Genomic DNA, 16710 nt, shown 5'->3' with positions numbered 1-16710 from the left:
TGGCGAGCACGCGTGCTTACAGGACCGCCTCGCCGTGGAACATGGGCGCGCATGAGCCCCCGACGCGGGCGCGGACGCCGTCCTGGTCTCGATGCGCCGAGACGCGAAGCTGGCTGGGGCGGCCCATCTCCACGCCTTGCGTGATCGAGAAGGCGGCTGCTTCGCCGCCATCCAGCGAAAGCAGCAATGCCCCGAGTGTGGCGCTGGCGCTGCCGGTCGCCGGGTCTTCCCAGGTGCCCGCGAGAGGGGCGAACATGCGAGCCCTGATCGCGGAGCCGTCGCGGACGTAGAGAAACAGGGAAACCCGGCCGGCGAGACCGGGATGTCTGGCCGAAAGCGCGCGGAAGGCCGCCAGGTCTGGGGTGGCCCTGGCCAGCGCTGCGGGGGCGACCTGCGCAAGGACGAAGGAAACGCCCACCGAGGCTTGCACGGGCGGGTGCGCCGCCGTGACAAGATCCGCGGCCTCCAGCCCGGCGCAGGGCGCGACCTCCTCGACCGTCAACTCCAGCCCCCGCGACAGCGGCTGGGGCGCGGCGATTACAGCGCCGCTGACCTCGCCGGTTTCATCGCGGTCGATGGCGATCTCGACGAGGCCCGCCATCTGCTCGAATCGGAGAATGCCGCCCCGGTCCCGGCCCTGGCGCGCCAGAACCCAAGCGGTCCCCACGTTGGGATGGCCTGCGAACGGCATCTCGGCCGTACGATGGAAAATCCGGACGCGAGCGTCGTGGGCCGGTTCATCCGGGGGCAGCACGAATGTGGTCTCGCTGTAGTTCATCTCCGCCGCAAGGGCCTGCATCTGCGCGTCGGTCATCCCACGCGCGTCGGTGAAGACCGCCAGCGGATTGCCGCCGAATGGGCGGTCGGTGAACACGTCGACGGTCTGATAAGCGAAACGCGGCATCGCTGGCTCTCATCGTTGAATGACCAGCGTGGCGAGGTTTGCGGGGTAGGTCCAGCGCAGCGGTTGAATGCGTTTCATCAGCTGCGGTGATGCCTGCCAACCACGCGTGAGCGGACTGAAGACGCAACGCCGGGTTGGCGTTTGCGTGGCGGGTCTGCTGACTCGGAGCCTCAAGGGGAGCGCCACCGCCAAGGCAACATCGGCCTGCGCTGCAGCGAGGTCGGACCGCGTGCTTCCCGGCGCTGCGTTCCCAACTCTTGCGCATAAAAGTTGGTTGACCCCAGCTTTGCTTGTCTAGCTTGGGACAAAGATGAATGGCATTCTGTGCCGGCGTCGCTGGATTGGCCCCACGTCAGGGAGAACATCCGTGCGTGAACATGAACTCGGAGTATCGAAGCACTACTCGTCCTACGATGTGCTCCCCCGAATTCGCGACGGACTCGTCGCGATGGGGCTTGATCCTGACAAGATCACACCCGAGGCCCTGAAAGCAGTCGATGAGTTTCACATCGGCGGCGCCGAGGCCACTGCAGCCCTTCTCGAAAAATCAGGTATTCGCCCCGGCCTCGAGGTTCTCGACATTGGGTCGGGCATCGGCGGCCCGGCTCGAATGATCGCCGAGCGGTACGGGTGCCAAGTGACAGGTGTGGACCTCACTCCGCAATTCGTCGAAACCGCTCGCGCGCTGTCGGCCATGTGCGGCATGGCTGATCGCGTGCGGTTCGAAGCCGGGAGCGCTGTCGCGTTGCCATGTGAGGCCTCTAGCTTCGACCTCGCGTTGCTCCTCCACGTCGGCATGAATGTGCCGGACAAGGCTGCCTTGTTTCGTGAGGCGCGCCGGGTGCTCCGCGATGGCGGGAAGTTCGCAATCTATGAGGTGATGCGAACCGGCGACGGTGAACTCTCTTTCCCGGTTCCATGGGCGGAAACGCCAGACGTGTCCGCGTTGGCCCCGCCCGAGACCTATCGCGAGTCCGCCGACAATGCTGGGTTCACCCTCGATTCCGAGGAGAACCGACGCGACATCGCCATTGAGTTCTTCTCCCGCGTTCAGGCTCAAGCCGGGAGCGCCGCGCCCCCGCCGCTCGGGCTGCACCACCTGATGGGGCCGACGGTTCAGCAGAAGATGGCCAATATGATCGCCGGGATCCGATCGGGAACGATCGCCCCGATTCAGATGATCTTCTCGGTCCGGAGCTCTTGAGGAGAGAGACGCGCGCGTGCGTTACTCGCTCGAACTGTGAGCGGGCTCCTTTCGCGAGATATCCATCTGACGAGGCTGAGTACCGATATGGCTCGATGGCCCGAACCGACCAGCAGGTCCAAGCAGCTCTATGAACGAGGGCTGGAAGTTTTTCCGGGCGGGATCACGCGAACACTGCCATGGCAGGAACCGTTCCCGGTCTACGCCGCGAAGGGCGAAGGAGCCTATGTCGTCGACGTGGACGGGACGAGGCGGCTCGACCTGCTGAACAACTTCGCCACTCTCGTGCACGGCCATGCGCACCCGGCCGTGGTCGAGGCAGTGCGCAGGCAGGTGGGCGACGGGACGGCGTTCGCGCTCCCGACAGAGCGTGAGGTGGCGCTCGCCGAGGTCATCTGCGCGCGCGCCGAAAGCTTCGAGCAGATACGCTTCTGCAACTCCGGTTCGGAAGCCGTCATGAGCGCCATCAAGGCCGCGCGTGCGCTGACGGGTCGCCCCAAGATCGTGAAGGCCGAGGGGGTGTACCACGGTTCCTACGATTACGCCGAGGTCAGCTTGGATTCCAATCCCTCGAACTGGGGCAACGACCCCATTTCGATCGGGTATTCCAAGGGCGTGCCGAAGGGCGTCGCCGACGACGTCGTCGTCGTTCCCTTCAACGATGTCGAAGCCGCCGAACGCATCATCCGTGCGAACGCGCCGCAAATCGCGGCGGTGTTGATGGATCCAGCGCCCAGCTATCTCGGCTTCACTCCCATGTCGCAGGCCTTCATCGACATGATCGAGCGCGTGACGCGGGAGATTGGCGCCGTTTTCATTCTTGACGAGGTCATCACCTTCCGGGCCCACAGGGGGGGCGCGCAGACCCTCCTCGGAATCGACCCGGACATCACGACGCTCGGCAAGATCATTGGCGGTGGCTTCCCGGTCGGGGCGGTGGCCGGCCGGCGCGCGTTCATGAGCGTATACGACCACCGCGCTGGCAAGCCCGCACTCCCATGGAGCGGCACGTTCACCGCTAACCCTGTGACGATGACTGCCGGACAGGTCACCCTCGAGTTGCTCGACGATGCAGCCATCGACCGCATCAACCACCTGAACGAGCGCCTTGTGCGCTCGCTCAACTCAGCATTCGAGCGGTCGAGTTTCCCGGGCCAGGTGACCGGGTTCGCGTCGATGTTCATGATCTTCGGCCACAAGCGGCCGATCGTCGACTATCGGTCGGCTTACGCCTCGCCAGCGGAAGCCAAGTGCATCAAAGCCCTGCAACGAGGGCTGACCGAAGAAGGTTTTCATATAGCGGGTACGGGGAAGGGATTCCTCTCGACTCCCATGACCGAGGCCGACATCGAGAGTTTCATGGAAGCAGTGATCAAGCTGACGAAAGCTGGCTTGACCGCGTGACCGATCGGGATGTGATAGAAGGATGCGGCTGATCGCATCCGATCGCCCCCATTCGTGGGCGTCTTCGGAGGAACGGGCGATATCGACGACGCTCTACGAGCTCAGCGTTCCGACCTTCCTGCAGACCGTGCGGGCCGTCCGGGGCTATCTCGACCGTGCGGTGCGGCACTGCGCCGAGACAGGCGCTGATCCGGACGATTTCGTGAACGTCCGGCTCTGCGAAGACATGGCGCCTTTCCACTTCCAGATCGAAGCCACGTGGCACCATGCCGTGTGGGGGCTCGAGGCCGCGAGAACCGGCGTATTCGCCCCGCCTGCCCTGGTGGGTCCCGCACCCTTCTCCGACCTGCGCGCCATGATGGCCAGGGCGCAAGCGGCGCTGGAGGCGTTCACTCCTGACGAGGTCAACGGCTGGTCAGGCAAGGAGTTGGACCTCCAGATCGGTCCCCGCAGGCTCCTGTTCACGCCGGAAACCCTCATTCTCTCGTTTTCGCTGCCGAACTTCCATTTCCACGCCGTGACCGCCTACGACATCCTGCGCATGCGCGGCGTGCCGCTCGGGAAGCGCGACTACGAGGGGGAGCTGCGGACCAGGCCGGGACATTCGCAGGGTGGCCTGTGATAGCCCGGACCGACGCTGCCGGCGTTCGAGACGATGCCGCCGCCCCACCGGGCCGGCGGTCTCGCCGGAGGATCGCGATTTCCGACGGCTTGACCTGAGGAATAGGCCCGCCCAGATCGGGCCGCCGAAAATCCTCTCGTGGACGGAATGCGGCCCCATGCGGAGCCGCCGGCATCATCGCGGACGGAGGCGGAAGCGCGCCTTGTGGTCGGGACCCAGCGTCACCACCGCGACCGGCAGAACGGGCTCGGAATCGGTGCGCTCGAAGCGATAGCGCTTCAGCGCCTCGGCGAGGACCAGGACGAGCTCCGTCATGGCGAAGTGGGCGCCGATGCACACGCGCGGTCCGATCCCGAATGGCAGATAGGCGAACCGGTCGACGGCCGGCGCGTCCGGGAGAAAGCGGCTGGGATCGAACGCGTGTGGATCGCGCCATCGGCGCGCGCTGCGATGCAGCAGCCATGGCGAGACCGAGACGATGTCGCCCGGGTTCACGCGCCGCGCGCCGATGCGATCCGGCTTCAGGGCCACCCGGGTGACGAGGAACGCGGGCGGGTAGAGCCGCAGCGCTTCGCTCGCGACGGCATGGAGGAAAGGCAGCTGCGTCGGGATGGCGGCGCCGTTGTCGCCCGGCCAAGCGCAAGCTTCCGCCGCCGCCCGGTCCTGGACAGCCGGATCGAGGGCGAGCAGGAGAAAGGACCAAAAGAGCCCGATGGCCGTGGTTTCATGGCCGGCCAAGATCATGGTCGCAACTTGGTCCCGCAAATAAGCGCGCTCCTCGGCGCCATCACCGGCGTCTGAGGCTGTCGTCAGCAGGTCGAACAGATCACGCGGCGCCTCGGGCGCCGCTCCCTGTGTGCGTCGCTCGTCGATGAGGTCCTCGATGAAGCGCCGCCAGCGTCGGGCGATCCGGCGCCGCCTCAGGTCCGTCGGGTTCGGCCAGGCTTCGGGAAGAACGAGATCGAACAGCGAGGGTCCGATCGCCTCCGCGTAAGCGTCGACGTGGCGACGCATTTCCTCGGCCCGGTCCGACATTTCGAGCGAGAACATGGTCCGCCCGGCGACTTCAAGGGCGAGCCGCTGGGTGAAGGCGAAGAGGTCGATAGGCCGCCCCACCCGGGAAGCCAGCTGATCCAGCTTCTCCCGGGCGACGGCCGTCATGATGCCGCGCAGCGGGTCTATGGACCGTGGCGTGAAAGCAGGCGCGAGGGCCCGGCGCTGGCGGCGCCATTCCTCGCCCTCGGCCAGGAACAGGCCACGTCCGAGGATAGGCTGCAGCATGCGCCTGGTCACCAGCGAGCGGCCGTAGGCCTCGGGGTTGTCCACGAAGACGTGCCGGATGGCGTCGGAGCCGTTCAGGGTGAAGCTGTTGACCCCGAAGAACGGCGCCACGAGCAGGTCCTGGCGGTAGGCGTCCTCGGTCCATATCGACAGGATGTTGCGTCCGAGCTTCAGTCCCAGTTCCAACGTGGACAGCGGCGCGCGCGCCGGATCGGGACGGGGCGGGACGAGAAGGGTGCTGGTCGCCGGCATGCCGCAGTCCTCCAGGGAGGAAGCCAAGCCGAACAGCCGATTGAGCCCAAAGCGGGGCGGCTCCGGACCAGCCAATCAGACGTCGCGCCGAACGCACAGGGCCCGACACGTCCCTGACCGATCAGAACCGCGCGCCCCCGCATACGTTGGTGCCCGGGAGTACGAGAATGCTTGACGCCATTCGCCAGTTCGGCAGGGGATTGCTTGCCGCCGCGGCGCGGCCGGTGTCCCGGTCTCGAACCGGGGCTGGGATCGCGCTCCTGCCCTACCGGGGCTACGGCTCGCGCGAGGAGATGTTCCTGATTGGCCGCGTATTCCGGCAACGCCAGGGAGCACGGCGGGACCGAACGCGAGGCTTCCCGGGGCTCCTGCGCAACCTGCTTAGGCGGATCACGCGACACCCATTCCCGGGCATGGCCGTTGCAGCCCGCTTCGGGAGCGCGACCGAACGCGCGATCACTGACGCTGACGGCTATTTCCGCATCCATTTGCGTCTCGCCGCGCCTCCGCCAGAACACACCTGCTGGCACGACGTGGCCCTGACGCTTGAGGAGGCTCAACTCACCGCGACCGCCCAGGTCTTCGTTCCGCCCCCACAATGTCGCTTCGTGGTGATCAGCGACATCGACGACACCGTCGTCGAGACCGGGGTCGCCAACAAGGTCCTGATGCTCTGGCGACTGTTCGTGGCTGACGCCAAAAGCCGGACGGCCTTTCCTGGCGTGGCCGCCCTGTACCGGGGATTGCACGCGGGCAGGTCGGGCAAGGAGCTCAATCCGATGCTCTACGTGTCCAGGGCGCCGTGGGGCACGTATGAGGTGCTCGACGAATTCTTCCACCTGCATGCAATTCCCGTCGGCCCAATTCTCTTCCTGCGCGAGTGGGGCGTGACCTGGACCTCGCCTGTGCCGAGGAAGGCCGAGACGCACAAGGAGGAACTCATCAATCACATGTTGGCGCTCTATGGGTCCCTGCCGTTCGTGCTGATCGGAGACAGCGGCCAGCACGACCCCGAGATCTACGCGCGCATCGTCGCGAGGCATCCCGGCCGGGTCCTGACGGTCTTGATCCGAGACGTCAGCCGCCACCCAGCGCGCACGCATGCGATTGAGGAGCTCGCGACCAGAGTCACAGAAGCGGGCTCCAGCCTGCTGCTCGCGGCCGACAGCATCGCCATGGCCCGGCACGCGTCCGCCCTGGGCCTGGTGTCCGATGACGTTGCCGACCTCACCGCGGCGGAGCGGCGGGACGAGGCGCCAGCGGACCCCGAACGGTCCTCAAGTACTGTTGTGGGCGGCGGCGCCGTAAAGGCGCCTGATGTGCTGAGCTGACTGAAGCTTCGCCATTGGCACAACGCCTGTCGATGACGCCACCCTCCGCCCTGGCGCATGTGAACTGATCATTGCTCCGCAACGTGATCAGCCGCAGACGTCCCTCCTCGTCCGCATACCCGACGGCGGACAGGACCGCAGGCGGCGCGAAATGGGCTTTCCCATCGTCCGTCTTTCAGACGCCCTCATGGGCCGCGTTGCCGCGGTAAAAGCCTAACCGCCTGTCGGGCCACGCGATCGCCGCTCGTCCTGTTGTTCTGGGGCTTTATCGCGACGGTGTCGGCGACAGGCGGGCTCTTGGCCTATGTTTATTCCGGCCTGTACGACATATCGGCGGTCGGACAGCGCTTCCGGCGGAGCCGCTCGCGGCTACGGGATGGGCCGCTGCCCGCGCAGGAGTTCGTTCTGCTCGCGGAGAAGCGCAATGATGGTCTCGTTTTGCGCTTGCAGCTTGGGCAGGACCGACATGACCAGCTTGGGCGGCGCGTTGTCAGGCAAGCTCGCCAGCATGCGCTCCATGTGACTGAGCATGTGCCTTGCCATCCAGCCTGGCGCGCCCGGGCGGTGGCGCGCTGGCCGCGATAGGTTCCATGCGATCACGCCAGCTGCTCCCGCCAGTGCAGCGGCGAACAGTCGGTTCATGCCAATCTCCTTGCTTGACGGTTGGCCTGAGCGATCGGGCCGCCCTCCTTTCCGGCCAAGGCTAGCGCGCCCGCCCGAGACCGAGATGACGCGGCTCAATTCCGCTTCACCGCGACCGATTGCAGATCGCGGCTCCTCTGCAGTGCGGGGCGTTGCCCTAGGCCACTGCTCACGACCCCTGGGTAAGACGGGCGCCTACGATGCCGCCATTGACATTCTTGAGCCCGCGGCTGGGGGTGCTGACCGCCACAGCAACGGATTGCGGGCGCGATCAATCACGAAGCGCCGACGCGTGCCTTTCGGCCCGTGGGGCTCATCGACCGAGCGCGCCTCTTCCCGAAACCGCACCGGGCAATCTGCGTTCAGGGACGGAGACGGGAATGGAGAAGCAGCATGCGTAAGATCCTCTTCGCGATCGGGGTGGCGGGGCTCGTCGTCACTGCACCTATGTTGGCGCAGGCGCAGTCGCGCTCGACGCTGGTCGGAGCCGGAGTGGGCGCCGTGGGCGGCGCTGTCGTCGGCGGGCCGGTCGGGGCTGCCGTGGGCGGCGTGGGCGGAGCGGTGGTCGGCTCCCGCTACGGAAGCCGCCACCGGGTTCATCGCCACAGAGTCGTGCGCCACCATCACCGATAGACCCTTCGCCTCGACACCGCGAAGGTCCGCAACGGTGGCCAACCACGCTCTTCAGAGGCGGCTCCGTAACGCCGCCGGATCATACGGAGACTCGCAGATGACCCGAGCGCTTCGCATCTCGCCGAGGATCGAGAGCTGTAGGTCGGTCCCGGGGGCGCCGTGCTCAACGGGCAGCAAGGCCAGCCCGGCGTCCTTTTCGAGCGTGTAGGAGTAGCCGCCCGAAGTGATGACGCGTTTGCTCCCTTTGGCGCGCTCTTCATCTTCGAAGTGGCTCGCCCGGATCGCCAAGCTGGTTAAAAACGGGCGCTCCGTTCATTGCGGCAGGTAATCGCGCCCGCTGGATCAGCCGCCCTGTTCAGGGCTTGGGGCGAGCGATGGCGCATGTTCGGGGAGCAGCAGGACGCGGTGAAGGCTCGGCTCGGGAGGATCCTGGAGGCCGCCGAGCCGCTCGCTTCGGACGATGGACGATGAGGTCTACGCTCTGCTCGGCGGGCCGGCTTCAGCCTGTTCTGGGGAGCTTGGATCAGCTCAAGGCTTAGCAATTTTCGTGAGCAGCTGCTTCCTTGGTCACTCGCCGAGCGCCGGCGCAGATCGGCGGCCTTCAGGTTTGCAATCCGGGGGTTCGCACCATTTCAGGTACAAGATCGTGCCCGTGAAGCAGAGCGTCACCATGTTGGAGGCGACCAGCGGCCACTCGCCTTTCAAGTAGCCGTAGGTCAGCCACAGGCACTGGCCGGTGACGAGAACCGAAAAAGCCTTGAGGGAGATGTCCTTGGTCCGGCGCGTTCGCCAGGCCTTGATGACCTGGGGCGCGTAGGCCGATGTGGAGCAGAGGGCGGCGACGTAGCCGAGATAGTCAGACGCGGACATCCGGCTCAACACCACGACGCCGCCGAGGTTCTACAAAGGACTGCTCGGACGGCCGCTCGCTTGCGCTCGGGTTGCAGCCCTGCGCCGCGCTCGTCAGAATGCTTTTTCAAGACGAGCTGGATCGCATGAGGGATAGCTTCTGGAGCGTGCTGCCTCTGGCCCTGCATGGCGCGGTCGTGATCGCAGCATTCCTGACCGTGCCGATCGACCGCAAGCCTTCGTCGGCGACCGCCTGGCTCCTCCTCATCGTGTCCGCGCCCTTCTTCGGCGTTCTCCTGTTTCTCGCCATCGGAAGCCCCAAGCTGCCCAAGCGCCGGCGCAAGCTGCAGCGGCAGATGACGCGCATGATCGCCGCCGCGCTGGCGGAGACGGGCAGCGCTGCGGAGTCCGGGCCGGCGCCGCCGGAAAGCCTTGGCGAGCGCATGGCGCCTCACGCGCAGCTCGCTGAACGACTCGGCGGAATGCCGCCCATGACGGGCAATGGCATCGAGATCCTGCACGGGTACGAAGACATCATCGTCCGCATGGCGGAGGCAATTGGCCGGGCGCGCCACTACGCGCACGTGGAATTCTATGTGATCGCCATGGACGCGACCACGGAGCCGCTCTTCGCCGCCATGGAGGCGGCGGTCGCCCGCGGCGTCACCGTTCGCCTGCTGCTGGACCAGATGGGGTCGCGCAAGTTCCCGCGGCGCAAGGCCATGGAGGCCCGGCTCACGGGAGCGGGCGTCCAGTGGCGCTACATGCTGCCGGTCCTCAATCCCAGGGAGCTCCTGCGCATCGATCTGCGCAACCACCGCAAGATCCTGGTGGTCGACAGCCTCGAGGCTCTCACAGGGTCGCTGAACCTCATCGCCCCGGGCTACCACCGCAAGGACGACATCTCCTACGAGGAACTCTGCGTTCGCCTGACTGGGCCGGCCGTTTTCGAACTCGAGGCCGTGTTCGTGACAGACTGGTACTCCGAGACCGGCGAACTGCTGGACGCGTCCTTCCACCCTGCCGTGGAGACAGGCTCCCGCGAATCCGGACAGGGTGTCACGGCCCAGGTCCTTCCTAGCGGCTCGGGCTTCGACGACGAGAACAACCTCCGGCTCTTCACGGGGCTCATGCATGCGGCCCGGCGCAGCCTGGTCGTGGCGACGCCCTACTTCGTTCCGGACGACGCCCTGATGCTCGCCATCACCAGCGCCGCCGAACGCGGCGTCGCGGTCACGCTCATCAATTCCGAGGCCGTGGACCAGACGTTCGTGGTCTATGCCCAGCGCTCCTTCTACGAGCAGTTGATGCAGGCGGGCATCGATGTGCGGCTCTATCCCGCCCCCGCGCTCCTGCACGCCAAAGCCATGGTGGTGGACGGCGACCTCGCGGCGATCGGCTCGAGCAACCTCGACATCCGCTCCTTCACCCTCAACATGGAGGTCACGCTTCTGCTCTATGGGGAAGTGGCCGTGGCGCCGCTGAAGCACGCGCTCGACGCCTATGCGGCCTGTGCCCGGCCCCTCGATCTCGCGCACTGGCGCAAGCGCCCGCTCGGCGCGCGAGCGGTCGAGAACCTCGCCCGCCTGACCTCCGCGCTGCAATAGGCGGCTCGCCTTCCGGAGCCCAGTGGTGCGGATCCAAGGGGCGCAACGTGGGCGGCAAGGCGGGCTCTTTGATCAGTGGCTGCGGGGCGCACACACACTTTCCGAACGAACCAAATCCCGAGTTGGCGCAAGCCGCACCTCGCAGCGGCAGCTTCGAAGGGCCGCTTTGCTCTAGGGTCGAATAAGGGGCACGACGTTTCCTTCTCGAGGGCGCACCAACACGTCGAGTGCGGCGGCCAGTTCCGACTGTCTGAACGGCTTCGCCAACTGCGCCAGCCCAGAATCTAGCTCCCGGCCGGCGTAGCCCGTTATCACGAGCACCGGAAGATTAGGTTGGGCGCGCCACACGCATCGGGCGAGTTCGGCGCCATTCATGTGGGGCATCATGTAGTCCGTCACCAATACGTCGACTGAGGCGCCCGCGCCCAGGACCGCGAGGGCCTGCGCTGCGCCGGACGCCTCGTGCACGTTGTGGCCCATTTCCCGGAGCATCTCTGCGGTGCCTCGGCGGACGAGATCCTCATCGTCAACGAGCAGCACAGAAAGCGCGCGCACGCTCGGCGCCAGAGGCGTATGGCCTCGCGTGCTTGGCTTCGCGGGAGACTGCGCGACAGGCAGGTAAAGGTCCGCACGCGTTCCCTCGCCGAGGGCGCTCGTAAGGACGAACGCGCCTCCGAGCTGGCCCGCGAGCCCGTGCACCATCGAGAGCCCCAGGCCGGTGCCCCGCCCCACACCTTTCGTTGAGAAGAACGGCTCCACGGCCTTGGCCAGGGTCGCTTCGTCCATGCCCGATCCGGTATCGATCACGGACAGCTTCACATAGGCGCCAGGCTTCAAGTTCGCTGGGCTGCGCGGGCCAATCACCGCCCGTTCCGCCGCGATCGTCAGGACGCCGCCGTTTTCCATGGCGTCGCGCGCGTTGACGCAAAGATTGAGGACTGCGAGCTCCAACTGGTTCGGATCGGCGAGCGCCGCCGGGAGGTCACGGTCGGGCACCATCCGGAGCTCCACGGCGGATCCGATCGAGCTCGCGACGAGATCGCGCATCCCCTTTAGCAGGCCGCTGATATCGACTGCGTGGGTCTCCAGCGCCTGCCGGCGAGCAAACCCCAACAGCCGATTCACGAGAGTCTTGGCCCGTTCGGCGGATTGGAGAGCCCCGTCGAGCAGGCGAGCCGCACGCGCGTCACTGCCGGCGTAGCGGCGGTTCAGGACGTCGAGAGCGCCCGTGATTGGCGTGAGCAGGTTGTTGATGTCGTGCGCGACCCCGCCTGTCAGCTGCCCCAGCGTGTCCAGCTTCTGCGCTTCATGGAGCTGAGCCAAAGCCGTGCCGCGCTCCGCGACAGCCTCCTCGACCCTTCGCTCCAGTGTCTCGTTGAGGTCACGAAGATCTTGCTCCGCACGCTGGCGATCGGTCACGTCCTGGAACACGACCGCGACTTCGCGCCGGCTGGGCGGGTCGACGCGGAAGGACGCCAGCTCCAAATGACGGCCAGTCGCCTCGAGCTTCCGCTGGAACCGGACGGGCTCGCCGGTCAGCAGGACGCGGCGGTAAAGCTCCACCCAGCCCTCCGCCTCATCTGGAACCATATCGCGCACTCTTTTCCCGACCACATTGGTGATGCCGGCGTGGCGTTCATAGGCGGGGTTTGCCTGGACGTGCACATAGTCGCTCAATGGTCCGTGCGGCCCATCGAGGAACTCGATGATGCAGAAACCCTCGTCCATGGTGTCGAAGAGCATTCGATAGCGCGCTTCACTTTCCCTCAGGGCGACGAGTCTGCTGCGCGCCTCATATTGCCGCCTCCGCCCCCGCAACGCCGAACGAGCAAGGCTGATGAGGGTGGTAGGATGAAACGGACGTTCCAGGAACGTGACATTGCCCAAGACGTCGAGATGCCGCACGGCCGCGGGATTGCGTTCCAGGCCTCCGCCGCGGCTCGTCAGGAGGACGAATGGGAGGTCCGACCACTCCTCCTGTTCTTTGATCCATGTTGAGAGACCGTGGAGATCCGCGGTATCGATCGCCTCCTCCGTGACGACGACAAAGCCCGCGCCAGCATCGAGCTCTTGCAGCAGGTAAGAGAGCGTTGGGCAGACCGTTGCGACGATCCCGCCCTCGGACAGCATCGCCGACGCAATGGCCGCGTCCCGACCCAGCGGGGCTAGGACTAGGCCTCGCTCCGAGACGGTGGCGCGCTTCATGATGGATTGCGCTCCATCAGCCCTTCGTTCCCGATGAGAACCGGAACGCCGCGCAACACGCCCTGAAAGTTGGAGAGCGGCGGTCCGAGCGTCACCCCCGCCCGGTCGATCTGATACTCGCGGATCGTGTCCTCGTGCGTTCCGGTGCGTTTCTTCATTACCGAGATCGCCCTTCGGACGCGACCCAACGCCTCGAAGTAGCGCAGCAGGACCACAGTATCGGCTAGATAAGTGATATCGACTGGCGCTTTCATGTCGCCCACGAGGCCGTGCTGGGCGACGGTCAGGAAAGTCGTCACGCCCCGTCGGTTCAGATACTGCAGCAGCTCGTGCATGTGGAGGACTAGCGCGTGCTCCCCCGGCATCGCGGCCTGATAACCATTGAGACTGTCAATCACGACAGTACGCGCGCCATGCGTCTCCACGCACACGCGAACGCGTTCAGCGAATTCGCCCGGCGTCAACTCGGCCGCATCCACCTGCTCAAGCACGAGAGCCCTGGAGTCGATCATGGATTGCAGGTCGATGCCGAGCGCGGCGGCGCGCTCAATCAGCAGCCCGAGCTCCTCGTCAAACACGAACATGGCGGCATGTTCGCCGCGCTCTATCGCGCTCTTTACGAACGTCAGGGTGATGATGGTCTTGCCTGTTCCGGCCGGGCCGAGGATCAGGACGCTCGATCCTCGCTCGACGCCCCCGCCGAGCAGCGCATTGAACTCCGCCGAGTTCGTCGAAAGCACGTCGCGCGTGAAGGTTCCTCTGTGTTCGGCCGAGATGAGCCTCGGGAATACCTTGGCGCCGCCCGTTTTGATTGCGAAGTCATGGAAACCGCCACGGATGCGGCGACCTCGGTATTTGAGAACTCTGAGCCGCCTACGCTCCGCGCCGTATTCGGGCGACAACTCCTCAAGTCGGACCACGCCATGCGCAATCGAGTGCACCGTCTTGTCGCCAGTATCGCTCGTGAGGTCATCCAGCATCATCACCGTCGCATTCTGGCGGGCGAAAAAGTGCTTCAGGGCCAAGATCTGGCGCCGGTAGCGCAGGGAACTCTGCGCCAGCAAGCGGATCTCGGAAAGGCTGTCGAGCACCACTCTGTCCGGTGTCAGGCGATCAAAAGCCTCGAAAATGCGCTTCGTGGTTTCGCCAAGCTCAAGATCTGACGAATAAAGCAGGCTCTGCTGCTGGTCCTCATCGAGCAGGCTCTCCGGGGGGACGAGTTCGTAGACCTCCATCCCCTCGAGCGACCATCCGTGCGAGGCGGCGGAGGCGCGCAACTCGTCTTCAGTCTCGGAAAGGGTAACGTAGAGGCACCGCTCGCCCTGCGCGGCGCCCTGCAAGAGGAACTGCAGCGCCACCGTGGTTTTGCCAGTCCCGGGGCTGCCCTCAAACAGAAAAACACGGCCTCTCTCCAGGCCCCCGTTGAGAACGTCGTCCAACCCGGCGATGCCAGTCTCGGCCTCGCCTCCGAGCCGTTCCATTGAATCCTCCTGGTTCTCTCGAGGCCGATCTCCCAAGCGTCACGCACGTACGAACCGTGAGCTATGCATAATGGGTCACGCCTTCGGGAGTTCCCGGCCAACCGATTCAAGCATTGCGGGAGGTCCGGTTCTCGTTGAGGGCTCGAAGACCGTCACGCATTCAGACTGGCCCGCCCTCTCCGCGCCACTGGACGCCTTCTACGGGAAGATCTCGGCTCTGGGTCGCAAGCTGGGTCCGATCCTCATCCAGCTACCCCGACCCAGCGGATGAGAGTCCACACCAGCACAATCGCGAACACGACGGCTGCAAGGAGGACCGGCATTCTCCACTGCGACCAGCCGACAGCCCTTGATTCCGCTCGAGACACGGAGGGCCCGGTCGGTGCGCCTCCCAGCTGCTGTGGTGATGTAGCCCGTGGTCCATCCCGCCTTGGTTCCTCGGGCAAGGTGAAGCCACCCGGGGCCGGACGCGCTGCCCCTGACGCGGGCCGCCCTCGAAGCAATGCCTCATCCACCTCCACGGGGACTCCTGCTTCTTCCAGATGGGCGACCACGAGCGCGATTTCGTCGGGCGCCATCGAGTCGATGGGCAGGACCTGCGCCAGATCGTCCACGGTCAGGCGGCCACGTTTCCGTCCATTGGCGAGGAGCCGGGCAAGCAGGTCCGAGGAGATTGCTGCAGGCATAGGCGCGCTCCCATTACACATGTTCCGGCTGGCCTGGGGCAACGCCTCAACCTGCAAAGCGGTTGAGCCTCTTAGCAGCGTCACCAAAGCAGGTACGAGATCAGCACCAGAGCGAGGTCGGCAACCGCGATGTAGACGAGGACACGAAGGGTCGCCGCATTGGCGTTGTCCCCAAGCACGTTGTGACGCCAGCCGAAGACATATCGTTCATCCATGGGGAACTGCCACTGTTGGGCCGCCAGCAATCGTGTCCAGCCGGCCGAGCGCGCCCAGATCGGCGGCTTCGTGGGCTAGGCGCTCGCGCGTGTCTTCATCAATCCGGTTCGATCAGCGGCACGAGGAGGGTTGCGACCAAACCTTCCCTCTCGAACTTTAGCTCCGCTGATCCGTGTAGGCCGATTTTGGCGCTGTTCTGGATCACACCCGTTCCAACGCCCGTTCGTTCAGGACGAGATACGGGAGCCGCGCACCTCTCGCGCCAAACCAGACGGAGAGAGCGCGATGTGTTTTCGGAGACAATCTCCCAGCTTATGTCCACGGCGCCGGTGTTCTCCGAGAACGCGCCGTATTTGAGCGCATTCGTTCCCAGTTCATGGACAATCATGGTCAGTGGTACGATCTGCTTCTCAGCAATGAGGACGCCTGGTCCTCCCGAGAGATGGAGCCTGTCCCCGCCGAGACCGGCGACCACCTTGGTGATCAGGTCGGCAAGCTGAACAGGATGGCCGCCGCCCTCCATGAGCGATTGGGCTATCAACAAAGTCTCGAAACGGCCCAGGAAGGCGGCCTTGTACTCGTCTGCCGTCTTGCCCTTCGTTTCCGTCTGGTTCGCGATGGCGCGCACCACTCCGAGCAGGTTCGACATCCTATGGCGCAGTTCGGAGAAAAGGAGCGAGCTTTCTCGCTCTTTCTCCTGGCTCTCCGTCACATCGCTGAACACGACCAGGACGTTGGTGCTGTTGTCGTCAGGCTTCCACAACCGTCGTGCCGTCACGAGGAATGTGCGCATGCCGATATGAGGAAACGTGTGCGTGACCTCGTAGTCGATCACGGCTGTAGCCTTCGGGATCACCTCCGAGATCAGCGTCGTAAGCTCGGGAATGTCCCACTGACCATTGCCGAGGTCACGCAGGCGGCCACCGATGGTGTCGTCTCGTTCGACCAGGAAGGTGCTGAAGAAAGCTCGGTTGGCGTCGAGCACGCAGCCGTGTTCGTCCAGGACGACGAGGGGCTCGTCGATGGTATCGACAATCCCCTGCGCCTGAACATGGCTGCTCCGGAGAAGACGATATAGATCCTCTAGGTTCATGGCCTAGCTCCAGTCTTCATGTCTCCGCATCTAACGGGAGCGAAGCCCGTCCGTCCCCGTGAGATTACACGCCCTCGAACCGGTGAACCACGGGCGTCCACCTAACAGACGCCCTGCGGTGACGCGCGCAGGCGCCCGCTTCGAAGGGCAGTCCTGGCCGTCCCCCTTCGTCGATCCAGAATACCTGCGCTGGGTCGGGAGCGGCCGTCCTGCCGATCCGCCTCGTGAGGCCGCTGCAGGCGCGAAGCTGGAGGCAACCGGCGAGCCTTTGACCAAGGCAAACCCTGATCCGGCGCTCAA

Annotated in this window: 16 protein-coding genes; 6 read left to right on the top strand and 10 right to left on the bottom strand. The window is 65.4% G+C overall.

The genetic code is table 11. The features are described from left to right. Nucleotides 1-16: 16 nt before the first annotated feature. Nucleotides 17-904 carry a PhzF family phenazine biosynthesis protein gene (locus SLNSH_RS21680; protein ID WP_106339907.1) on the bottom strand — a complete coding sequence of 296 codons (888 nt, stop codon included), beginning with the start codon at nucleotides 902-904 and terminating at the stop codon, nucleotides 17-19. 367 nt (nucleotides 905-1271) lie between these two features. On the opposite strand from SLNSH_RS21680, the gene SLNSH_RS21675 reads away from it, so the two are divergent. The 3 genes from SLNSH_RS21675 (at nucleotide 1272) to SLNSH_RS21665 (ending at nucleotide 4134) form a co-directional block, all read left to right on the top strand. Beyond that, complete coding sequence (locus tag SLNSH_RS21675) at nucleotides 1272-2108, top strand: class I SAM-dependent methyltransferase (protein WP_158266849.1); 837 nt, start codon at nucleotides 1272-1274, stop codon at nucleotides 2106-2108. A gap of 87 nt (nucleotides 2109-2195) precedes the next feature. Continuing rightward, a complete protein-coding gene (locus SLNSH_RS21670) occupies nucleotides 2196-3512 on the top strand; it encodes an aspartate aminotransferase family protein (protein ID WP_106339903.1) in 1317 nt (438 codons plus the stop codon). Between the two features lie 22 nt (nucleotides 3513-3534). Further along, complete coding sequence (locus SLNSH_RS21665) at nucleotides 3535-4134, top strand: DUF1993 domain-containing protein (protein ID WP_245422449.1); 600 nt, start codon at nucleotides 3535-3537, stop codon at nucleotides 4132-4134. Nucleotides 4135-4308: 174 nt separating this feature from the next. Here SLNSH_RS21665 and SLNSH_RS21660 read toward each other — a convergent pair whose 3' ends face one another. After that, nucleotides 4309-5667, bottom strand: a complete 1359-nt coding sequence (locus SLNSH_RS21660; protein ID WP_106339901.1) for a cytochrome P450 — start codon at nucleotides 5665-5667, stop codon at nucleotides 4309-4311. 167 nt (nucleotides 5668-5834) lie between these two features. On the opposite strand from SLNSH_RS21660, the gene SLNSH_RS21655 reads away from it, so the two are divergent. Then, on the top strand, nucleotides 5835-6998 hold the full coding sequence (locus SLNSH_RS21655; protein WP_106339899.1) for an App1 family protein phosphatidate phosphatase: 1164 nt from the start codon (nucleotides 5835-5837) through the stop codon (nucleotides 6996-6998). Between the two features lie 369 nt (nucleotides 6999-7367). On the opposite strand, the gene SLNSH_RS25010 is transcribed toward SLNSH_RS21655, so the two are convergent. Then, complete coding sequence (locus SLNSH_RS25010) at nucleotides 7368-7529, bottom strand: hypothetical protein (RefSeq protein WP_158266848.1); 162 nt, start codon at nucleotides 7527-7529, stop codon at nucleotides 7368-7370. A gap of 504 nt (nucleotides 7530-8033) precedes the next feature. Between SLNSH_RS25010 and SLNSH_RS21650 the strand changes: the two genes are divergently transcribed. Then, nucleotides 8034-8273 (top strand): YMGG-like glycine zipper-containing protein, encoded by a 240-nt coding sequence (locus tag SLNSH_RS21650; protein WP_106339897.1) that lies wholly within the window; start codon nucleotides 8034-8036, stop codon nucleotides 8271-8273. A 51-nt stretch (nucleotides 8274-8324) separates the two neighbouring features. Here the strand turns inward: SLNSH_RS21650 and SLNSH_RS25615 are convergent, their stop codons facing one another. Next, complete coding sequence (locus SLNSH_RS25615) at nucleotides 8325-8561, bottom strand: glycine cleavage T C-terminal barrel domain-containing protein (RefSeq protein ID WP_106339895.1); 237 nt, start codon at nucleotides 8559-8561, stop codon at nucleotides 8325-8327. 279 nt (nucleotides 8562-8840) lie between these two features. Continuing rightward, complete coding sequence (locus SLNSH_RS21640; RefSeq protein ID WP_106339893.1) at nucleotides 8841-9143, bottom strand: SemiSWEET family sugar transporter; 303 nt, start codon at nucleotides 9141-9143, stop codon at nucleotides 8841-8843. Between the two features lie 125 nt (nucleotides 9144-9268). Here SLNSH_RS21640 and cls point away from each other — a divergent pair, with 125 nt between their 5' ends. Next, the gene (gene cls / locus SLNSH_RS21635; protein ID WP_158266847.1) at nucleotides 9269-10729 is read left to right on the top strand and encodes a cardiolipin synthase; all 1461 of its coding nucleotides are present in this window, start codon (nucleotides 9269-9271) and stop codon (nucleotides 10727-10729) included. A gap of 171 nt (nucleotides 10730-10900) precedes the next feature. Here cls and SLNSH_RS21630 read toward each other — a convergent pair whose 3' ends face one another. The 5 genes from SLNSH_RS21630 to SLNSH_RS21615 all read right to left on the bottom strand — a co-directional run bounded on the left by SLNSH_RS21630 (nucleotide 10901) and on the right by SLNSH_RS21615 (nucleotide 16410). Beyond that, a complete protein-coding gene (locus SLNSH_RS21630; RefSeq protein WP_106339889.1) occupies nucleotides 10901-12934 on the bottom strand; it encodes a response regulator in 2034 nt (677 codons plus the stop codon). Then, a complete protein-coding gene (locus tag SLNSH_RS21625; RefSeq protein ID WP_106339887.1) occupies nucleotides 12931-14415 on the bottom strand; it encodes an ATPase domain-containing protein in 1485 nt (494 codons plus the stop codon). The genes SLNSH_RS21630 and SLNSH_RS21625 overlap by 4 nt, the downstream gene beginning before the upstream one ends. 242 nt (nucleotides 14416-14657) lie before the next feature. Next, nucleotides 14658-15101, bottom strand: coding sequence for an RNA polymerase sigma factor region1.1 domain-containing protein (locus SLNSH_RS21620; RefSeq protein WP_106339885.1), 444 nt, complete (start codon nucleotides 15099-15101; stop codon nucleotides 14658-14660). Nucleotides 15102-15181: 80 nt separating this feature from the next. After that, nucleotides 15182-15316 (bottom strand): hypothetical protein, encoded by a 135-nt coding sequence (locus SLNSH_RS25610; protein WP_280954493.1) that lies wholly within the window; start codon nucleotides 15314-15316, stop codon nucleotides 15182-15184. Between the two features lie 98 nt (nucleotides 15317-15414). Then, nucleotides 15415-16410, bottom strand: coding sequence for a sensor histidine kinase (locus SLNSH_RS21615; protein WP_106339883.1), 996 nt, complete (start codon nucleotides 16408-16410; stop codon nucleotides 15415-15417). Nucleotides 16411-16710: the final 300 nt, after the last annotated feature.

Source organism: Alsobacter soli, from assembly GCF_003004785.1.
In the GTDB taxonomy this organism is placed as follows: Bacteria; Pseudomonadota; Alphaproteobacteria; order Rhizobiales; family Beijerinckiaceae; genus Alsobacter; species Alsobacter soli.
Note: the sequence above shows the minus strand (reverse complement) of the source record. Positions and strands in the feature narration are given on the sequence as shown.

Excerpts from the sequence above, each read along its gene's own strand:
- SLNSH_RS21680 (WP_106339907.1), bottom strand. The coding sequence starts at position 904 with ATGCCGCGTTTCGCTTATCAGACCGTCGACGTGTTCACCGACCGCCCA.
- SLNSH_RS21670 (WP_106339903.1), top strand. The coding sequence starts at position 2,196 with ATGGCTCGATGGCCCGAACCGACCAGCAGGTCCAAGCAGCTCTATGAA.
- SLNSH_RS21665 (WP_245422449.1), top strand. The coding sequence starts at position 3,535 with ATGCGGCTGATCGCATCCGATCGCCCCCATTCGTGGGCGTCTTCGGAG.
- SLNSH_RS21660 (WP_106339901.1), bottom strand. The coding sequence starts at position 5,667 with ATGCCGGCGACCAGCACCCTTCTCGTCCCGCCCCGTCCCGATCCGGCG.
- SLNSH_RS21655 (WP_106339899.1), top strand. The coding sequence starts at position 5,835 with ATGCTTGACGCCATTCGCCAGTTCGGCAGGGGATTGCTTGCCGCCGCG.
- SLNSH_RS25010 (WP_158266848.1), bottom strand. The coding sequence starts at position 7,529 with ATGCTCAGTCACATGGAGCGCATGCTGGCGAGCTTGCCTGACAACGCG.
- SLNSH_RS21650 (WP_106339897.1), top strand. The coding sequence starts at position 8,034 with ATGCGTAAGATCCTCTTCGCGATCGGGGTGGCGGGGCTCGTCGTCACT.
- SLNSH_RS21640 (WP_106339893.1), bottom strand. The coding sequence starts at position 9,143 with ATGTCCGCGTCTGACTATCTCGGCTACGTCGCCGCCCTCTGCTCCACA.
- cls (WP_158266847.1), top strand. The coding sequence starts at position 9,269 with ATGAGGGATAGCTTCTGGAGCGTGCTGCCTCTGGCCCTGCATGGCGCG.
- SLNSH_RS21630 (WP_106339889.1), bottom strand. The coding sequence starts at position 12,934 with ATGAAGCGCGCCACCGTCTCGGAGCGAGGCCTAGTCCTAGCCCCGCTG.
- SLNSH_RS21625 (WP_106339887.1), bottom strand. The coding sequence starts at position 14,415 with ATGGAACGGCTCGGAGGCGAGGCCGAGACTGGCATCGCCGGGTTGGAC.
- SLNSH_RS21620 (WP_106339885.1), bottom strand. The coding sequence starts at position 15,101 with ATGCCTGCAGCAATCTCCTCGGACCTGCTTGCCCGGCTCCTCGCCAAT.
- SLNSH_RS25610 (WP_280954493.1), bottom strand. The coding sequence starts at position 15,316 with ATGGATGAACGATATGTCTTCGGCTGGCGTCACAACGTGCTTGGGGAC.
- SLNSH_RS21615 (WP_106339883.1), bottom strand. The coding sequence starts at position 16,410 with ATGAACCTAGAGGATCTATATCGTCTTCTCCGGAGCAGCCATGTTCAG.